General features: G+C 73.5%; 22 protein-coding genes. 4 read left to right on the top strand and 18 right to left on the bottom strand.

All coding sequences use genetic code 11. The features are described 5' to 3' along the window. Nucleotides 1-5 precede the first annotated feature (5 nt). The gene (locus ACCP09_RS37665; RefSeq protein ID WP_433753731.1) at nucleotides 6-884 is read right to left on the bottom strand and encodes an alpha/beta fold hydrolase; all 879 of its coding nucleotides are present in this window, start codon (nucleotides 882-884) and stop codon (nucleotides 6-8) included. Between the two features lie 100 nt (nucleotides 885-984). Here ACCP09_RS37665 and ACCP09_RS37660 point away from each other — a divergent pair, with 100 nt between their 5' ends. After that, nucleotides 985-1,617, top strand: a complete 633-nt coding sequence (locus ACCP09_RS37660; protein WP_378334310.1) for a TetR/AcrR family transcriptional regulator — start codon at nucleotides 985-987, stop codon at nucleotides 1,615-1,617. On the opposite strand, the gene ACCP09_RS37655 is transcribed toward ACCP09_RS37660, so the two are convergent. Beyond that, entirely contained in the window at nucleotides 1,614-2,444 is an 831-nt protein-coding gene (locus tag ACCP09_RS37655) for a GNAT family N-acetyltransferase (RefSeq protein ID WP_433753843.1), read from the bottom strand. The genes ACCP09_RS37660 and ACCP09_RS37655 overlap by 4 nt on opposite strands. A 65-nt stretch (nucleotides 2,445-2,509) precedes the next feature. On the opposite strand from ACCP09_RS37655, the gene ACCP09_RS37650 reads away from it, so the two are divergent. Continuing rightward, nucleotides 2,510-2,845 (top strand): VOC family protein, encoded by a 336-nt coding sequence (locus ACCP09_RS37650; protein ID WP_433753729.1) that lies wholly within the window; start codon nucleotides 2,510-2,512, stop codon nucleotides 2,843-2,845. A 48-nt stretch (nucleotides 2,846-2,893) separates the two neighbouring features. Here ACCP09_RS37650 and ACCP09_RS37645 read toward each other — a convergent pair whose 3' ends face one another. The 13 genes from ACCP09_RS37645 to ACCP09_RS37585 form a co-directional block, all read right to left on the bottom strand. Further along, nucleotides 2,894-3,481 carry a GrpB family protein gene (locus ACCP09_RS37645; protein ID WP_433753725.1) on the bottom strand — a complete coding sequence of 196 codons (588 nt, stop codon included), beginning with the start codon at nucleotides 3,479-3,481 and terminating at the stop codon, nucleotides 2,894-2,896. A 10-nt stretch (nucleotides 3,482-3,491) separates the two neighbouring features. Next, nucleotides 3,492-4,247 carry a hypothetical protein gene (locus ACCP09_RS37640; protein ID WP_433753724.1) on the bottom strand — a complete coding sequence of 252 codons (756 nt, stop codon included), beginning with the start codon at nucleotides 4,245-4,247 and terminating at the stop codon, nucleotides 3,492-3,494. Then, nucleotides 4,187-4,681 carry an ABA4-like family protein gene (locus tag ACCP09_RS37635; protein WP_433753723.1) on the bottom strand — a complete coding sequence of 165 codons (495 nt, stop codon included), beginning with the start codon at nucleotides 4,679-4,681 and terminating at the stop codon, nucleotides 4,187-4,189. Before ACCP09_RS37635 ends, ACCP09_RS37640 begins: the two co-directional genes overlap by 61 nt. Continuing rightward, nucleotides 4,678-5,637, bottom strand: coding sequence for a hypothetical protein (locus ACCP09_RS37630; protein WP_433753722.1), 960 nt, complete (start codon nucleotides 5,635-5,637; stop codon nucleotides 4,678-4,680). Before ACCP09_RS37630 ends, ACCP09_RS37635 begins: the two co-directional genes overlap by 4 nt. Before the next feature lie 83 nt (nucleotides 5,638-5,720). Then, nucleotides 5,721-6,569, bottom strand: a complete 849-nt coding sequence (locus tag ACCP09_RS37625; protein WP_433753720.1) for a TIGR03620 family F420-dependent LLM class oxidoreductase — start codon at nucleotides 6,567-6,569, stop codon at nucleotides 5,721-5,723. 67 nt (nucleotides 6,570-6,636) lie between these two features. Continuing rightward, complete coding sequence (locus ACCP09_RS37620; protein ID WP_027929634.1) at nucleotides 6,637-6,969, bottom strand: ArsR/SmtB family transcription factor; 333 nt, start codon at nucleotides 6,967-6,969, stop codon at nucleotides 6,637-6,639. A 38-nt stretch (nucleotides 6,970-7,007) separates the two neighbouring features. Continuing rightward, entirely contained in the window at nucleotides 7,008-7,448 is a 441-nt protein-coding gene (locus ACCP09_RS37615; RefSeq protein ID WP_037323465.1) for an ATP-binding protein, read from the bottom strand. 91 nt (nucleotides 7,449-7,539) lie between these two features. Then, nucleotides 7,540-8,517: a pirin family protein gene (locus tag ACCP09_RS37610; protein WP_433753717.1), complete on the bottom strand. Its 978-nt coding sequence runs from the start codon at nucleotides 8,515-8,517 to the stop codon at nucleotides 7,540-7,542. Between the two features lie 40 nt (nucleotides 8,518-8,557). Continuing rightward, a complete protein-coding gene (locus ACCP09_RS37605) occupies nucleotides 8,558-9,016 on the bottom strand; it encodes a DUF4383 domain-containing protein (protein WP_433753715.1) in 459 nt (152 codons plus the stop codon). Between the two features lie 319 nt (nucleotides 9,017-9,335). Then, a complete protein-coding gene (locus ACCP09_RS37600; RefSeq protein WP_433753714.1) occupies nucleotides 9,336-9,734 on the bottom strand; it encodes a nuclear transport factor 2 family protein in 399 nt (132 codons plus the stop codon). A 47-nt stretch (nucleotides 9,735-9,781) separates the two neighbouring features. After that, a complete protein-coding gene (locus ACCP09_RS37595) occupies nucleotides 9,782-11,005 on the bottom strand; it encodes an RNA polymerase sigma factor (protein WP_431903087.1) in 1,224 nt (407 codons plus the stop codon). After that, nucleotides 10,995-11,369, bottom strand: coding sequence for a YciI family protein (locus ACCP09_RS37590; protein ID WP_027929641.1), 375 nt, complete (start codon nucleotides 11,367-11,369; stop codon nucleotides 10,995-10,997). The genes ACCP09_RS37595 and ACCP09_RS37590 overlap by 11 nt, the downstream gene beginning before the upstream one ends. A gap of 145 nt (nucleotides 11,370-11,514) precedes the next feature. Further along, nucleotides 11,515-11,817, bottom strand: coding sequence for a DUF1540 domain-containing protein (locus tag ACCP09_RS37585; RefSeq protein ID WP_020419862.1), 303 nt, complete (start codon nucleotides 11,815-11,817; stop codon nucleotides 11,515-11,517). Nucleotides 11,818-12,239: 422 nt separating this feature from the next. Between ACCP09_RS37585 and ACCP09_RS37580 the strand changes: the two genes are divergently transcribed. Further along, on the top strand, nucleotides 12,240-14,312 hold the full coding sequence (locus ACCP09_RS37580) for an N-acetylmuramoyl-L-alanine amidase (RefSeq protein WP_433753711.1): 2,073 nt from the start codon (nucleotides 12,240-12,242) through the stop codon (nucleotides 14,310-14,312). Here ACCP09_RS37580 and ACCP09_RS37575 read toward each other — a convergent pair. The 3 genes from ACCP09_RS37575 to ACCP09_RS37565 form a co-directional block, all read right to left on the bottom strand. Next, nucleotides 14,306-14,833 (bottom strand): DUF4241 domain-containing protein, encoded by a 528-nt coding sequence (locus ACCP09_RS37575; RefSeq protein ID WP_433753709.1) that lies wholly within the window; start codon nucleotides 14,831-14,833, stop codon nucleotides 14,306-14,308. The genes ACCP09_RS37580 and ACCP09_RS37575 overlap by 7 nt on opposite strands. An 11-nt stretch (nucleotides 14,834-14,844) precedes the next feature. Continuing rightward, nucleotides 14,845-15,381 carry a hypothetical protein gene (locus ACCP09_RS37570; RefSeq protein ID WP_433753707.1) on the bottom strand — a complete coding sequence of 179 codons (537 nt, stop codon included), beginning with the start codon at nucleotides 15,379-15,381 and terminating at the stop codon, nucleotides 14,845-14,847. Nucleotides 15,382-15,471: 90 nt separating this feature from the next. Beyond that, nucleotides 15,472-16,317 (bottom strand): SDR family NAD(P)-dependent oxidoreductase, encoded by an 846-nt coding sequence (locus ACCP09_RS37565; protein ID WP_433753705.1) that lies wholly within the window; start codon nucleotides 16,315-16,317, stop codon nucleotides 15,472-15,474. A gap of 71 nt (nucleotides 16,318-16,388) precedes the next feature. On the opposite strand from ACCP09_RS37565, the gene ACCP09_RS37560 reads away from it, so the two are divergent. Next, entirely contained in the window at nucleotides 16,389-17,300 is a 912-nt protein-coding gene (locus ACCP09_RS37560) for a LysR family transcriptional regulator (protein ID WP_027929645.1), read from the top strand. Nucleotides 17,301-17,487 lie beyond the last annotated feature (187 nt).

Genomic DNA, 17,487 nt, shown 5'->3' with positions numbered 1-17,487 from the left:
AGGGGTCACTCGCTGGAGACCTGGGCGCCGGTGCGCTCGCGGGCCAGGAGCCGGCGCAGGGCGGTGAGGACCTCGTCGGGCGCCTTCTCCATGACGAAATGCCCGCCGCCCGGGATCAGGGTGAGTTCGGCGCGGGGGATCCCGGCGGCGAGCTCCTCGGCGATCGTGGTGCGCAGGTAGTCGTCGCCGGTGCCCCACACGATCGCCGTGGGGCACGGGATGCCGCCCAGCCCCGCGGCGAGGTCGGCGCGGGCGGACACGCGGTACTGGCTGAAGTAGTGCAGCACCCAGCGGGCGCCTTCGGGATCGCGCATCCAGCCGAGGTAGTCGTCCAGGGTCTCGCGGTCGAAGACGCCGTCCCGCACCGGTTTCCGCAGGGCCGCGTAGTTGATTCCGGCCACTGGCAGGACTTTCGCGAACGCGTTCGCGAGCGGGCTGCGGCCGAGCAGGCCCACCAGGGAGAACACGGCGTACCAGGCGGGCACGAAGGTGCGGTGGGCGCGGCTGTTGAGGATCGCGAGCCGCCGCACGCGCTCGGGGTGGCGCTGGGCGAAGCCGAGGGCGAGGAAGCCGCCGTAGTCGTGGCCGAACAGGTTGCCGTCGCCGATCCCGAGGGCGTCCAGGACGCGCCGGAGGCGGGCGACCTCGGTGTCGTAGTCGAACCGCAGATCGGTCGGCCGTTCCGAGACGCCCCAGCCGAGCCAGTCGAGGGCGAGGACGCGGTGGTGCTCGGCGAGCGCCGGGATCTGGTGGCGCCAGGCGCGGTGGTTCGCGGGATAGCCGTGCAGCAGCACGACGGGCTCGGCGGCGGGGTCACCGAGATCCACGTAGGCGATCCGGGCGCCGTCGACCCGCACTGACTGCATCTCAGCGCGCTGGGACATGGGTTGCCTCCCTGTTCTTGCAATCGTTGCAAGAGCGGGTTCACGGTAGCAGGCCCGGGGAGTTCTTACAACGAATGCAGGAACGCGTAGGGTGTCCGGCATGACCACCGGGGACGTCAAGGCGCGCGATCCGCGGAAGCAGCGGACGATCGACGCCCTGCTCGCGGCGGCCGAACAGGTCTTCGCCCGCCGCCCGGTCGACGAGGCGACGGTCGAGGAGATCGCCGAGCGCGCCGGGGTCGCGGTCGGCTCGATCTACAACAACTTCGGGTCCAAGGCAGGCCTGCACGCCGCGGTCGTGGAGCGGGCGCTGGACGTGGACCGCGAGTACATGGACCGCGCCTACACGCCGGACCGCTCGCCGGTCGAGCAGCTCGAAGCCGCCGCCGAGCAGTACCTGCGCTTCTACCTCGAGCAGCCGGAGTTCTTCCGGATGCTCGCCTTCCCCGCGCCGCTGGGGAACTACTCCGCCGCCGCCGAGACCGCCGCCCGGCTCGCGCACCGGGTGGACGAACAGAACGCGCGCATGATCGACGCGATCGAACGGGGCATCGCGGCCGGGCTGATCCGGCCGCTGGACGCACGCAAGGCCGCGAAGGTGCTCTGGGCGAGCTGGAACGGCGTCATCAGCCTCGCCTGGCGCCCCGACGAACTGCGTGAGGACGAGGAGGGGCTGGCGGAACTCCTGTCGCTGGCGGCGGACCTCGTGGCCTGGGGGCTGCGCCGGGCCTAGGCGGCCCGGCGCAGGTCGAGGCGCTCGGGGAGCGGCCGGAACCCGGCGGAGCGGTAGGTGGCGACGGCGGCGGCGTTGGTGCTCGGGGTGCAAACGAACGCACACGAGGAGCCGAGTTCGCGCAGCGCGGCCGCCGCGGCGAGGGTGATGGCTCTGCCGTGACCGCAGCCGCGGTGGTCCCGGTGCACGCCCATCGGTTCCAGCAGGCCGGGCCTGCCGGGACCGGCGGACCACACGGTCACCGCCGCCACCGGGGTGTCCTGGTCGTGGCCGACGAGGCACCGCGCGTCGGCGTACGACGGCGCGGACGCCATGTCGCGCCATTGCTCAGTGGTGAACGCCGATCCGTCGAAGGCGGCCCGTTGCACGGCGGCGCGCACGTGCGCCCGCTCCGGCCCGGTCACCTCGATCCGCAGGCCCGGGTCGCCGACCGGCGCGGCGAGGTCGCGGACCAGCGGTGTCCAGGCGTCGCCGTCGTGCCAGCCGTCGCCCCGCAGCAGGTCCCGGACCAGCGCGCCCGGCGGCGTTTCCAGGAACACTTCGCCCGCGGGCAGGACGCCGCGCTCGGGCCGCGTCAGGTCGTCGGCCAGCCGACGCGCCAGTTCCTCGTCCCGGCGGAGGTCCGGCGCGACCGTGAGGCGCAGCAGGCCGGGCTCGTCCAGCAGCCCCACCGCGACGATCCGCCCGTCCCGGCTCCACGTCCGGACCGCCTCCGCTGTCGCGTGCGCGCCGAAGCGCCAGAACCAGCCGAGGTCGCCCGGATGCAGCTGCACCGGCGCCGCGTCGTGCTGCCAAGTCCGCAGCGCGCGCACGGCCTCGTCCAGCATGGTCCCCACACCGTCGATCAGACACCACCGCGCCGCCGCCGCGCACCCGGTTTTACGCTGGGCCGATGGATCTCTTCGCCGGCATCCCGGTCAGCGACTACCCGGCCGCCCGCGAGTGGTACGAGCGGTTGTTCGGCCCCATCGCCTTCGAGCCGAACGACGTCGAGGCGGTGTGGGAGCTGGCGGAGCACCGGTACGTCTACATCGAGCACCGCCCGGCGCACGCGGGCCACGCCCAGCACACGATCTTCGTGGAGGACCTGGACGCGGTGGTCGCCGGAATCGCCGACCGGGGCCTGGAACCGGCCCAGCGGGAGACCTACGACAACGGCGTCCGCAAGATCACCTACCGCGACGCGGACGGCAACGAGATCGGCTTCGGCGGCGCGCCGGTCGGGTGAAATGCGGTTGCTCCGGCTCACTTGTCCGCTCCCGCGGACGGCCCGCGCCTAGAGCATGCCGGCCGCGCGGAACATCCGGTCGTAGATGTCGCGGATCGTCTGCTGCTTGCGGGCGTTGTAGTCCATCACGGTGCCGCCGCCGGGGACCGCGGCCAGCTTCGCCTTCTGGTAGCGCTCGCGGTCGTCCGGGTGCGTGCGCAGCCAGTCGCGGAAGAGGCGGTGCCGGATGGCCTCCGGGCAGTCCGGCCCGTACACGTGCAGGTTCACCCGCGGCTCGGCCAGTGTCAGGCACCGGTGCTCGTGGAAGGACGGCTCCCGGATCGTCAGCACGTACCCCAGCCGCTCCAGCGGTGGCACGTACGTGTGCTCCGCCCGCGGGTCGGCGACGGTCAGGTCGATGTCGATGACGTCCTTCGCGGCGAGGCCGGCCACGGAGGTCGAGCCGACGTGCTCCAGGTCCAGCGCCGCCGAGCCCAGCGCCGTGCGGATCCCCGCCGCCAGGTCCCGGTAGCGGCGCGGCCAGTCCGGGTCGTACGGCACGATCCGCACGGGCGCCGGCGCGGGCGGGCCGTGCACCCACGGGTTCTCGTCCGGGTCGGGGTCGTGGTGCCGGGTGATCTCCGCGAACGTGGCCACTCCCGCGAAGCTAGCAGCCCCAGATGCCGCCTTCCAGCTCGTCCCCGGCGCCGCCCGGACGGCCCGCCGCCATGCCGAGCGCCGTCATCGCCGCGTCGAAAGCGTCCTCTGTGGACGCTGCGATCTCCCGGAACGCCGGGGGAAGCCCGGCGACGGCGCGGGCGCGGGCCGCCGGGTCGCTCTTGGTGACGCCGCCGGTGAACATCCGCGGGTACACCTCGGCCACGAACGGCGGCCGCGGCGGGTCGAACGGCCAGACTCGGAACCCGGCGTCCGCCAGCCGGTGCAGCGCCCGCATCCCGTGCAGCGACCCGCGACCCACCTGCCCCGCGCCGACGAGCTGGAACACCGACTTCGCCGGGAACCCGGCGGCGCGCGCGGCTTCCTCGGTGCGCCGGAACTCCTGCGACGGCAGCAGTCCCGCCTTGCCGGTGGTCCAGAACGGCCACTCCGGCGCGGCGAGCCACCGCGCCAGGCCGCGCTCCCGCATCAGGGGCGTCAGCGACTCCTCCGCGAGGGCGGCCCACAACCCGCGCGCGGTCAGCCCGCGTTCCCGCAGGTACCAGGCGGGCAGCGAGAACGCGAAGTCCAACCCCACCACGAGATCGGGCGTCGCGGTCCCGATCAGCCAGTCGACGACCTCCTCGCGGCTGCGCCCGTTCTCCAGCCGCACCAGCTCACCGCCGGCCACCTCGGCGACCCAGATCACCCGCCGCTGTGCGGGGCCGGCTCGCCCGGACCAGTCGACGGCGACGACACGTGCCACGAGCCGATCGTGGCACGCCGGGCGGCGACCGCGCGAACCGCCAGGTAGGTCAGTAACCCGAAGGGCGACAACAGAATCGTCAGCACCAGGATCGGCGCCAGGACTGCGTGGGGTACGCCGCGCTCCCGCGCGTCGGAGTACATCCACCGGCCGATGAACAGGTCGAAGGCGATCAGGTGCGCCCAGATCGCCGCCGCGCCGTCCGGCGTGCCCAGGAACGCCCGCAGCGTCTCCAGGTCCGGCCTGCTCACCAGCGACCACAGCGTGCCGAAGTCGCCGACCGCGAACACGGTGTAGACCACCAGGGGCGGGAGGACGATCCACGGAGACGCGATGATCCGACGCGTCAACGACCACCCCGGCGCGAGGATCATCAGCGCCCAGAACGGCGCGGCCAGGTAGAACGTGATCTGGAACAGGGTCGTCGTGCTCATGCCACGCTCACTTCCGGACGACGGGAACCGCCGGCCAGCGACCAGGCCGCGCCGGCCGCCACGGCGACCACGATCCCGGCGAGCGCGGCCAGGGTCCGGGCGTCGGGGTGGATCAGCGGCTGCCCGCGCAGGGCCTGCCACGTCACGAGCGCGACCAGGCCCGCGTAGCCGAACCCGGCCACCGCCACCAGCCGCGCCCGCACGGCCTCGGACCGCAGGCGCGCCACCCGGCGGGCCAGCACGGCCAGCAGGAGCGCGAACAGCGGCAGCACCTGCAGCGCGTGCATGCCGACGAAGTGCGGGATCCGCAGGTCGCCGCCGGTCGTGCTCCAGCCGGTGAGCGGCATGCCCGGCCCGCCGTCGGCGACGCCCACGCTGTGCGCGCCGACGAGACCTTCGAACGTGCCGTCCCGCATCGAGCGCAGCTGCTCGTCCGTGGGGCCGATCATCAGCCCGCCGAGGCCGAGCCCGGCCAGCGACACGACCGCGCCGAGCCGGATGGCCCAGCGGGCGGCCGCATCGGTGATCTCGGTGCGCAGCAACAGGATCGTGAGCACGAGTGTGCCCGTCCACAGCGCCGCGATCGAGATGCCCATGACCGTGAACAGCGTGGCGTCGAACGCGGTGGCGGCGTTGAAGTGGCTCGCCCGGCCGCGGACCACCTGCAGCACGATGATCGCGTACTCGACCAGCACGATCACGGCGATCGCGGTCGACACGCGCGCGGCCAGCCGCTGCCCGCGCCGCAGGAGCGTGAGCATCCACGCCCACGTCACGCAGTACAGCGCGATCGAGACGGCGAACTTGAGCGGCTTGAGCCAGATCGGCGCGCCGAGCAGGACCCGGTCGTCGAGGGCGAGGCCGCCCAGCGACACGACGGTCATGCCGGCCATGATCCCGGCGGTCCACGTCATCGGGCGGTGCCAGGCCGAGACCCGGCCGAGCAGGGTTGTCATCGTGTCTCCTCCCAATCGGATAGCTCCACTATCCACTACGGGAAGCTACGCTATCCATCCTGAGGAAGTCCACAGGAATCGCGCTAACGGAGGAGCGCCTCGCCGAGTTCGCGCCAGAACGGCCGCGCGGTCGCGCCCGGTTCGATGCCGATGACCTGCACGGCGACGTGGTCCGCGCCCGCCTCGACGTGCCGGCGCAGCTTGCCCGTGACGGTCTCCAGGTCGCCCCAGAAGACGAGGTCGTCGACGATCCGGTCGCTGCCGCCGTGGGCGAGGTCGTCCTCGGTGTAGCCGAGGCGCCGGAACTTCGCGATGTTGTACGGCGTGGTCAGGTAGGTGTGCAGGTGTTCCCGCGCGACGGCGCGGGCGACCGCGGGATCCGTCTCGAACAGCACGGCGTGCTCGACGGCCAGGAACGCGTCCGGGCCGAGGGTCTCACGGGCGCGCGCGGTGTGCTCGACGTTGACGTGGTAGGTCTGCGCGCCCGCGGTGCGGTCCCGGGCGAGTTCGAGCATCTTCGGGCCGTAGGCGGCCAGGATGCGGCGGATCGGCGCCGCGGGCTTCCGCGCGTCGAACTCGTCGAGGTACTCGCGCATGGCCGTGAGGGGCTTGACGCCGGGGTGCGGCTCGCCGCCGAACCCGAGGCCGAGGACATGCCGGCCGGGGTAGGCGTCGGCCAGCAGAGCGGCCGCGCCGTGCGCGGAGTGGGCCGGGTGCGACCAGATCTGCGCGATGCCGTTGACGACCCGCAGTCGCTCGGTGGCCGCGAGCAGGACGGCAGCCTGCGTGAAGGCCTCGCGCCCGCCCACCTCGGGGAACCAGACCGCGCGCCAGCCCTGCTCTTCCAGTTCTCGCACCGACTCGCGCATCAGTCCGGCGGGCTGGTGTTCGAAGTCGAAGGTGTAGATGCCGAATGTGCCCAGATCATCCATGGATCGAAGTATCGCAGATTCTCGATATGATCGCGTGTGGGCTCCGGCACGAGGGAGCAGCGGAGCGCTACAGGGTCTCGCCGAGGACGGCGACCAGCTCGGCGATGCGCTGCTCGTCGCGCTTGTAGTGGGTCCACTTGCCGACCCGGGTGGCGCGCACGAGGCCGGCGCGCTGCAGCTCGGCCAGGTACGCCGACACCGTCGACTGCGCCAGCCCGGCCTTGGCCTGGATGTGGCTCACGCACACGCCGACCTCGGCCGGATCGGCGATCGCCTGGTCGACGGGGAAGTGCCGCTCGGGCTCGCGCAGCCAGGTCAGCAGCTGCAGGCGCACCGGGTTCGACAGCGCCCGCAGCGCGCGGACGACCTCGGGGTCCGGGGTGACCGCGGCTTCCGTCATGGCACCCAGGTTATCCGGGCGGGCGCGAGCGGGGCTGCTCACACCTCGGGCGACGGCGGGGTGGGGCAGGGGTCCCAGCCGTAGACGGCGCAGTTGATGGTCGCCCACACGGTCTTCCCGCCGTCCGGGGAGTGCCTGCTGCCCCAGTCGTGGGCGACCGCGTTCACGATGCGCAGGCCGCGCCCGCGCCGGTCCCCCGGGGTGCTGTCCGTCAGCACCGGCTTCAGCGCGGAGTCGTCGTCGACCTCGAGGTGGATCCGGCAGGGGTCCTCGTCCCGGTGCAGCCGCAGCCGCCGTGGACCGCCGCCGTGGTCGTAGGCGTTGGTGACCAGCTCAGTCGCGGCCAGGAGCACCGCTGTCAGGTGGTCTTCGCCCAGGTCCGCCAGCGCCGACGCCGCCCAGCGCCGCACCGCGACCAGCGGGGGCACGGCGTCGGGCTCGAAGTCGAGCACCAGCGCGGCGCGGTCCGGATCCGTCATGTCCACGTGCCGCCACCCCTCTCCGCCCTGTGTGCTCAAGGCGGCTGGTGCTGTCTACCCTGCGGCGGCCAGCCGAAAACCCGCAGCGGCGCTACGCCGTCGGGTTCCGGCGCGGCTTGATGCGCGCGTGCGGCAACTCGGGCGCGGGCAGCCAGGACACCGCGCCCCGGTAGCCCTCGACGCGGCCGAACTGGTCGGACCCTGCCTGCCAGGCCTCGCGGTAGGCGGCGATCTCGTCGTGGGTGCGGCCCACGAAGTTCCACCACATCACGATCTCCTCGGTGAACGGCGTGCCACCGAGCAGGAGGACCCGCGCCGGGCCGGTGCCGTCGTTGACCAGTTCCAGGCCGGCCGCACCGGGCGCGAGGTAGGCGAGGTCGCCACTGGTCAGCTTCGTGCCCGCGACGGTCACGCGGCCGGCATCCTGCAGCACGCCGTGCTCGAAGCCGGGGTCCACGTCCAGCTCCAAGCGCGCGCCGGGCGCCACGGTCAGCTCGGCGCCGAGCAGCGGCGTGAAGGTCGGCACCGGCGAGGTGCTGCCGGCGAGGCTGCCCAGGAAGACGCGGACGGTCGCGCCCGGCACCTCGACGACTGGGGGCGCGTAGTGCCGGAAGTCGCGCGCGGTGTGCCGGTGCTCGTCCGGCAGCGCGATCCACAGCTGGACACCGTGCAACGTGGTGGTGTCCGGTGTGGACACCTCCGAGTGCGCGATGCCGTGCCCGCCGGTCATCAGGTTCAGCTCGCCGGGGCGGACGAAGGCGTGCGTGCCGAGGCTGTCCCGGTGCTCGACCTCGCCGGTGAACAGCCAGCTCGCGGTCTGCAGCCCGGTGTGCGGATGCGGGGCGACGTCCATCCCGCCGGTGGCGGCGACGTCCTCCGGGCCGTAGTGGTCGGCGAAGCACCACGCGCCGATGAGGGATCGCTGCCGCTGCGGCAGGGTGCGGCGCACTCGCATCGCGCGCGGTCCGCCCAGCGGGACGTCCCGGGGCGTCAGCACGGTCACGGTGCGCGCGGGCGCGGGCAGGTCGCCGCACACCAGTTCGGCGGGGTCCGCCTCGACGTTGCTCATGGGTTCATCCTGCCACCCGTCGGCGGCGGCGGGCCGGGGCTCAGCGGGTGTCGGCGCGGGGGCGGCCCGCCGACAGCGGGAGCAGCCCGAGCACGATCATCCCGATCCCCAGTCCGAGGTGCAGCCAGTTGTCGGCGTCGTTGACCGGCACGAAGTTGGCGCCCGAGCCGTGGTCGACCAGCAGGCCGTACAGCCACAGGACCAGGTACACGACGCCGCCGCCGACGAGGAAGGCGCGGGCGCCCCGCCCGGTGCGGGCGAGTGCCAGGCCCGCGATGCCGAACGCGAGGTGCACCAGGTTGTGCAGCACCGACACGGCGAACACGCCGAGCAGCATCGCGCCCGAGTGGTGGCCGGCGACGGTGAGCTGGTCGTAGTGCGTGGACAGGCCCGGGATGAACCCGGCGATCCCGGCGAGCAGGAACACGACGGCGACGACCGCGGCGACGGTCTGGGTGACGGTGCGGGCGGTGCCGGCGGCGATGGGGGTGTGCGACATGGTGCCTCCCGATCGGGTTTCCCACTCGGGCTTCCCGGCTGGGCTCGGTTCAACCAGGCTCAGCCCGGCCCGCCGTGGTGGATCGCGAGGCTGTCCAGCGGGTAGAAAGGCAACTGCGCGCGGCGGCCGAAGAGCCGCCGGCCGAGGAGGTGATCCGGCTCAGCGTCGGCGCGCCCTACGAGTAGCGGGTCCTGCCTCGCCGCGACCGCGGCGGGCACATCACGACCCGCCGGCTCGGCTGACGCTGCCGCACTTGGTCTGAACCTCGCATGGGGCGGTACGGGCGGTCCCACCGCACACCCGCATCACTCCGGTGGGCTCACCCGGCGCCGAGCTCGGCGGCGACCTCCGCGTTGATCCGCTCGAACTGCTCGCCCATCCGGGCGGCCAGCGCGGTGGCCGCCGACAGCGGCCGCACCATCACCATGAAGTCGTCGATCCGGCCCTGCTCGTCGAGGTGCAGGAAGTCGCAGCCGGTGAGCTGCCTGCCGTCGACCGTCGCCTCGAAGACGAGCGCGTGGTCGCGCCCGCCCGCGATCTCCCGCACGTAGCGGAAGTCCTCGAACACCCGCATCACGGCGCGCAGGATCGCGGCGGTGACGGTCTTGCCGTGGTACGGCTTGAAGGCCACCGGACTGGTGAACACGACATCGTCGGCGAGCAGGGCCGCCATGCGGGTCTGGTCGCGTGCTTCCACGGCTTCCCGGAACGGATGCATGGCCGCGAGAGTAGCGGCGCCTCCCCGGCGGGACAATCCAGGCGGCGTCAGTCCTCTGTGGATCGAAGCGTGCCGAGCTCGGTCAGCCGCGCGGCCAGGAACGCCCGGTCGGCCGGGTTCGCCGCCAGGTCGTGCGCCCGCCGGTACGCCGCGGCGGCCTCCGCGGGGCGGCCGAGCCGCCGCAGCAGGTCCGCCCGCGCGGCGTGGTGCAGGTGGTAGTGGTCGAGCCCCTCGATCCGGTCCAGCAGTGCCAGCCCGGCAGCGGGCCCGTCGGTCATGGCGACGGCCACCGCGTGGTTGAGCGCCACCACCGGCGACGGCGCGATCCGCAGCAGCTCCGCGTACAACGCGGCGATCCGCGGCCAGTCGGTGTCCTCGGCGGACGGCGCCTGCGCGTGCAGCGCGGCGATCGCCGCCTGCAGCTGGTAAGGGCCGGGCGCCCCGAGCCGCAGCGCGCGGTCCAGCACCCCGACCCCCTCGGCGATCGCGGCCCGGTCCCAGCGCCTTCGGTCCTGGTCGGCCAGCAGCACCACCTCGCCGGCGGGGGAGTGGCGGGCGGCCGCCCGCGAGTCGTGCAGCAGGAGCAGCGCCACCAGTCCCAGCGCTTCCGGCTCGTCCGGCATCAGGGCCGCGACCAGTTTGGCGAGCCGGATGGCCTCGGCCCGCAACGTGCCTGCCTGCCCCGCCGTGTAGCCCTGCGTGAAGATCAGGTACACCACCGACAGCACCCCGGACAGCCGCTCCGGCAGCAGGTGGTCGGCGGGCACGGCGAACCTGATCCCGGCGTCGCGGATCTTCCGCTTCGCCCGCACCAGCCGCTGCGCCATCGTCGCCTCGGGCACCAGGAACATCCGCGCGATCTGCGCCGCGGTCAGCCCGGCGACCGCCTGCAACGTGAGCGCCACCCTGGCCTCGGGGGCGAGCGCCGGGTGGCAGCAGGTGAAGATCAGGCTCAGCCGCTCGTCGCCGACGGCGAGCAGCCGGTCTTCGCCCAGCTCGCTCACCGCGGGCCGCCCCGAGCCGGCCCGTTCTTCCTTCTCCCGGCCCACCTGGTCGCGCCGCAGCCGGTCGACGGCGCGGTTGCGGGCGGCGGTGAGCAGCCACGCGACCGGATCGTCGGGGACCGTGTCCCGCCAGGCGCGCAACGCGAGCGCGCACGCGTCCTGCAGCGCGTCCTCGGCCAGCTCGAAGTCGCCGAGCACCCGCACGAGCGCGGCGAGCATCCGGGCGCGATGCTCCCGGTAGACGCGCCCGACGACGTCAGACGGCACCGGCGGGGCTGTGGTCGACGCCGGGCACGTGCGCCAGCGGCCGGACCTCGATGGTGCCGGTCTCGGCCAGCGGGCACAGCGCGGCGAGCTCCAGCGCCTCGTCGAGGTCGCGGCAGTCCAGCACGTAGTACCCGCCGAGGTGCTCGTGGGTCTCCACGAACGGCCCGTCGGTGATGAGCGTCCGCCCGTCCCGCACGGCGACCGTCGTGGCGGTGTGCACGTCCTGCACCGGATCGCCCGCGACCAGGACCGCTCGCCGCCGCAACTCGTCGGCGAAGGCGTTCACCCTGGCCAGAGCCTCCGCGAACCCCGGATCCGACGGTTCCGGCCGCTCGCAGTTGTAGATCATCAGCAGGTAGCGCATCGGTCCTCCCGGTCGTCCTCATTCCCGGATGACGAACGGGATGCCCGCGACTCGACAGCCCGCCGGGAGATTCTCGCCCTGGTGCGCCGGAAATGCACGAGGGCACGGCCGCGTCGTGCGGCCGTGCCCTCGTCGCCCCGGGCGGTCAGCGCGGGGTGTAGGTCAGGCAGTTCGCGGCGTGACCGCCGGAACCGGGCCCCACCCGGACGCCCGAGGCCGTGCACTCGAGCGAGGAGTTGTAGGTGCAGTCCGCGCGCGAGCACGCGCCGACCTGCGCGACGACCCGGTCCAGGCCGCCCTTGGTGTTGAGCGGCACGAAGGTGCCGCAGTCCGCCGAGCCGTTCTCGCCGCTGACGGTGATCGCGTAGGCGTGGCATCCGTCGTGGTTGTACGAGCACCCGGTGACGGTGCACTCGGCCACGGCGGGCATCTCGGTGCTGGTGGTCATTACCGCTCCTCACGACAGGTGGTGGGATATCGTTCGGTACCCAGGACAATGCCACCGGGCGGTGCGCGCGGCAATTCGGCGGAATTAGGTGAGGCTAGCCTGGACGCGAAGGTTTCCGCAGGTGGGCGCGGGTAGGGAAATTGCGGGAACGGGGGCCCGGAAATGATTCCCGCCCCTTCGGGTGATTGTTCATACCGCTCACCGCGTCCCCAGGCAGGCTGCACCCCGGTCAGGGCGGGGAGTCGCGAGCGGGACGCCCGGGCCGGCTGGAATTGTCCACTATGGACACAAACGCCGGAGATTTCCCAACCGTGATCAGCGCGATCCGGTGTGAAAGATTCGTGGATCTTTGTGTCCCGGTGATCCGTTTCGTCGCGTAGGCTCCTCGCGTTTGTGTTGATGGCCTGCACCAAGGAGTTCGCGTGCGCCCTCGTCACTGGGGATCCCTGTTGTGCGTGCTGACAGCGGCTGTCGCCGTGCTGTCCGCGCCTGCCGCCGCGCAGCCCGCGGCCCGGCCGGTCGCGCCGAAGGCGTCGACGGTCGCGCTCGCGAACGCGCCCGAGGTGGCGCCGGGCGCGCGGGAAGTGCCTGCGCAGGAGGAGTTTTCGCTGGCCGGGCTCACCTGGCGGGGCGCGGCGCCGGACACGGTGTCGGTGCGGTGGCGGTCCGCGGTGGGCGGGTGGAGCGACTGGCGCGCGGTCGACCGGCAGGACTCCGGCCGTGACGGCGCACCGGCGCCGTCCACCACCGAGCCGATCTGGACCGGTCCGGCGGACCGGCTGCAGGTGCGCGCCGAACGCGGCGGCGCCCCGGTGACCGCCGAGCTGTCCGCCGTGCTGGTCGACCCCGGGACGTCCCCGGCGGACGCGATGGTCGCGCAGGCCACGGGCGTGCCGTCGATGCCGGCCGTCGTGACCAGGGCGCAGTGGGGCGCCGACGAATCGCTGATGACCTGGCCGCCGGAGTACGCGCCCACCGTCAAGGCGGTGACGCTGCACCACACCGACAACAGCAACGACTACACCTGCGACCAGTCGGCGGAGCTGGTGCGCGGCATCTACTACTACCACGCGGTCACCAACGGCTGGGGCGACATCGGCTACAACGCCCTGGTGGACAAGTGCGGCACCGTGTTCGAGGGCCGCGCGGGCGGGCTGAACCTGCCCACGATCGGCGCGCACGCGGGCGGGTTCAACACCTCCACCTTCGGTATCTCGATGCTCGGCACGTACACCACGGTCGTACCGACCGAGGCGACGCTGGACGCGGTGGCGCGCCTGACGGCGTGGAAGCTGGGCAACGGCTACACCGACCCGTCCGGGTCGACCACGCTGATCAGCCGGGGCGGCGGCACGTCGAAGTACCCGGCAGGCACCGAGGTGACGCTGCCGACCGTGTTCGGGCACCGGGACGTCGGCGCCACCGAGTGCCCCGGCGACGCCGGGTACGCCCAGCTGCCCGCGCTGCGCACGCGCGCCACGGAGCTGGCCGGGGACTGGCGGTCCAGCCCGGTGCACCAGAAGTGGGTCGCGGTCGGCACGGCCGCGGCGGGCCCGGTGTACGCGGTCGAGGCGGACTGGCCGGGCGGCGGCCGGGCGACGACCTTCGGCGCCGGCGGTTCGACGATCGCGTGGCGCTCGGACCTGGGCGCGTACTGGGTGCGCGGCGCGATCCACGGCACGTTCACCGCGCTGGGCGGGCCGTCGCTGTTCGGCTACCCGACGACGGACGAGCGCGGCACGCCCGACGGGGTGGGCCGGTACAACCACTTCAGCGACAACGCCTCGATCTACTTCACCCCGGACACCGGCGCCCACGGCATCCACGGGCCGATCCGCGACAAGTGGGCCGCGCGCGGCTGGGAGAGCGGACTCGGATATCCGCGCACGGACCAGAAGGTGACGCCCGACGGCGTGGGCCGCTACAACCACTTCACCGGGAACTCGTCGATCTACTGGACGGCGGACACCGGCGCGCAGGCGGTCCAGGGCGCGATCCGCGACACCTGGTCGGCGCTGGGGTGGGAAACCAGCCCGCTGGCCTACCCGACGACCGACGAGCGCGCCACGCCGGACGGAGTGGGCCGGTACAACCACTTCAACGGCAGCGGCGGCGGCTCGATCTACTGGACGCCGGGGACCGGCGCCCGCGCGATCTACGGCGCCATCCGGGCGCGGTGGAGCGCGCTCGGATGGGAAGCGGGCCCGCTCGGCTACCCGACGACGAACGAGCTGGTGACCCCCGACGGAGTGGGGCGGTACAACCACTTCAACGGCAGCGGCGGCGGATCCGTCTACTGGTCGCCCGGCACCGGCGCGCACGCGATCTACGGCGTGATCCGCTCGCACTGGGCCTCGCTGGGCTGGGAGACGTCCTGGCTGGGCTACCCGACGAGCGACGAGTACGGCGTCGCGGGCGGACGGCGCAGCGACTTCCAGGGCGGCTACATCGTGTTCTCCTTCGCCACCGGCAAGGCGACCGCCTACCGCTACTGAACGGCGGCCGCCGGGGCCGGTTCCGCGTCGCGCAGGACGAGGAAGTCCGCGACGAAGCAGGCGATCGCGCCCCCGGCGGTGCGGCCGATCCAGGTCGGGTACGAGCCGTCGCCCCAGCCGCTGGGGAACCCGACGAGCGTGGCGCCCGACGCCGGATCGGCCACCTGCGCCGCCGAGCCGCCGCTGAGCCCGGCGAAGGTGTCCTTGACCGACTCCCGGAGGATGCCCTCCATCGCGCCGAGGGCGTCGGCGTCGACGAAGCACCCCAGGCCCGCGTCCACACTGAACCCGTAGAACCGCCCGTCGCCGAGCAGCAGCGGATCCTGCCCCGGTCCGAGCGCCGGTTCCCACGACACGACGGGCTCCGCGGAGACGGCCGGCCGGGCCGCGGCCACGCGCTCGTGGCCGGGATCGCCGGCGAACCGCACCACCGCCAGGTCCACGGGGTACTCGCCCGGCGCGACGGTGGCGGTGAACGGTTCGACCCGGCCGTCCAGCCACCCCGGGTCCGCGGCGACCACCCGGCCGCTGGTCAGCCGGACGGTGCCGGCGCGGCGTACTTCGGTCTCGACCTCCCGGTCCGGCAGCGACCAGCGTCCTGGCCGGAAGAGCAGGTCCGCGTGGCGCGGCCGGAGCGGGACCGCGGGACGCCATGGCGGGTCGGCCGGTTCGTCCGGGCCGTGGTGCTCGCGTGTCCCGGCCGGCCGAGGAAGTCCGCCCACTCGCCGAACGGGGGAGCGGGCATGTGCAGGCCGTCGGCCGGTTTCCGCTCGATGGTCTCGCTCGTGCTGCCGCCGGGGATGCGGGTGGTGGTGCGGACCGTGCCGTCCGGGCGGAACGCGGACGCGCTGTGGTGGACGTGCCGTTCGTCGAACTCGGCCTGGTCCGGGTCGGCGTAGTGCCAGGCGGTGGAGCGCAGGCAGGACAACCGCCGGTCAGGCAGGAGGCGGAACTCGATCTCGCGGTCCCGCCTGCCGGTCTGGTCGAAGCGCCAGAACCGCGCGAAGTGGTGGGCCCAGGCGATTTCGAGCATCGCCTGCGGCCATTGCGCGTCCGGCGCGGCGAACACGACGGCGTACTGCTCGCCACGCCCGTCGCGGTCCCGGGCCGTGGCCGTGGTCAGCCGCCCAGCGGCACGTGCTCGTTCATGCGGGGCACTTTAGGGATGCCCAGTTTCCGGATTGAACGGCACCACCTGCCCGAACCGCACGAGTTCGCCGTAGTGCTCGGGCTTCACCGGTTCCAGCACGAGGTCCAGCAGGGCCGTCGCGGCCTGGGCGGGCGACGGGGCGTCGCGCACGTCCCACCACAGCGCGGAGGTCGGGGTGTTGATCATCCCCGGGCACACCGCGGCCAGCAGGATCCCCCGTGCGAGATCGGTGTCCCGGCGTTGTGTGGCGAGGGCACGCACGGCCGCGACCTGCGCGATCTTGGACGGGATGTTCACGAAACCCGGCCACGCGCCGGCTCGGGCGCTGCCGTCCTCGACCGCGTCCCGCCACGCGGCGACCTGCTCGTCCACCTCGTCGAGCGTGGTGAGGCCGTCGAAGCGGCGGTGCAGCACCGGGGCGAGGTGGTGCAGCGTGCCCAGCGAACTGGCGACCACGATGAGGCTGCCGTGGTCGCGCACCAGCGGCGCGAACGCCCGCAGCAGCCGCGTCGTGCCGAAGTTGTTCACCTCGGTGTAGGGCCGGATGATCGCGCGCGGGTCGTCGTCGGGGCCGACGCGCATGACGGCGTTGCCGAACACGATGTCGACCCCGCCGTGGCGTTCCCGCACCAGGCCGGCGAAGCGGGCGGCGGAATCCGGCTCGCCCACGTCGAAGATCTCGCCGCGGACGCGCGCGCCGCCGGCCGGCATGGCGTCCACGGCCTGCCGGACCCGGTCGGCGTCGCGACCGGTCAGGTACACGGTGTCCGCTGTGGACAGACGCTGGGCGAGGCCTTCGGCCAGTGCGAGGCCGAGCCCCTGGGTGGCTCCGGTGACTACCGCGACTCTGCTCATGGGCCCGACGCTAGGCTCGCCGCGGCCATCCGGGTAGCGAAAGAAGATCACTACGGGTATTCCTGTTCGTCATGGCCTTCACCGATGCTTCGCTCACCGCGCTGCGGGTCTTCCGCGAGGTGGCCGAGCGGGGGACGCTCACCGCCGCGGCGACCGCGCTCGGCTACACCCAGTCCGCGGTGTCCCGGCAGATCGCGGCACTCGAACGCGCCGCGGGGGCGCCGCTGCTGGAGCGCCGCCACGACGGCGTGCGGCTCACCCCGGCCGGGCGGGTGGTGGTGCGCCGCGCGGCGAGCGTCATCGACCAGATCGACGCCACCGCACGCGAGCTGGCCGGACTGCCGGACGAGCACGCCGTGGTGCGGCTGGGGTGGTTCGCCAGCGCCGGGGCCGGACTGGTGCCGCGGGCGCTGGCCGCGTTGCGGGAGACGCACCCGGCGATCAGCGTGGTGACCAGGGAGGGCAGCACACCGGCGCTGGTGCGGGCGCTGCGCGCCGGGACGCTGGACCTCGCGGTGATCGCGGCCGCGCCGCCGTTCCGCCCGCCGGACAGCGAAACCCCGGCGCTGGTGGTGCGGACGCTCGTCGAGCGCGGCCTGTGCGTCGCCGTGCCCGCGGCGCACCCGCTGGCGCGCGGGGAGTTCGTGGACATCGCGGACCTGCACGGGCAGCGATGGATCGCGGGCACGGGCGACGATCGGGTGATGGGGGTCTGGCCGGGGCTGGACGAGCGCCCCGAAATCGCCCACACCGCGCGCGACTGGCTGGCGAAGCTGCAGCTGGTCGCGGCGGGATGCGGCATCACGACGGCGCCCGCCTCACTCGCCCCGGTGGCGCCGGCGGGCGTGCGGGTGCTGCCGGTGCGCGGCGGACCGTCGGAACAGCGCCGCCTGCAGCTGGCCCGGATGCCGGGGCCGCAGCCGGAGGCAGCCGGGCGGGTGGCGGAGGCCCTGCGGGTGGCGGCGGTGGAGGCGGGGGCTTGATTGCGGGGGTTGGTTGTTGCCGGAGGCGGCGTGGTGGGGGGTGGTGCGGGCGGTGGTGGTGCACGGGGGACCCTCCGAATGCCGCCCGCAGGTGGCCGGGCCGCTGGGGCGGCTGCGGGCGGCAGGTGGGCGGGTGGCGGCGGGGTCGTGATTGCGGTGGGGGGTAGGTGGTTTGGCTGCTGCGGTC

The sequence above is a fragment of the Amycolatopsis sp. 3B14 genome (genome assembly GCF_050958625.1).
Lineage (GTDB): Bacteria > Actinomycetota > Actinomycetes > Mycobacteriales > Pseudonocardiaceae > Amycolatopsis_E > Amycolatopsis_E thermoflava.
Note: the sequence above shows the minus strand (reverse complement) of the source record. Positions and strands in the feature narration are given on the sequence as shown.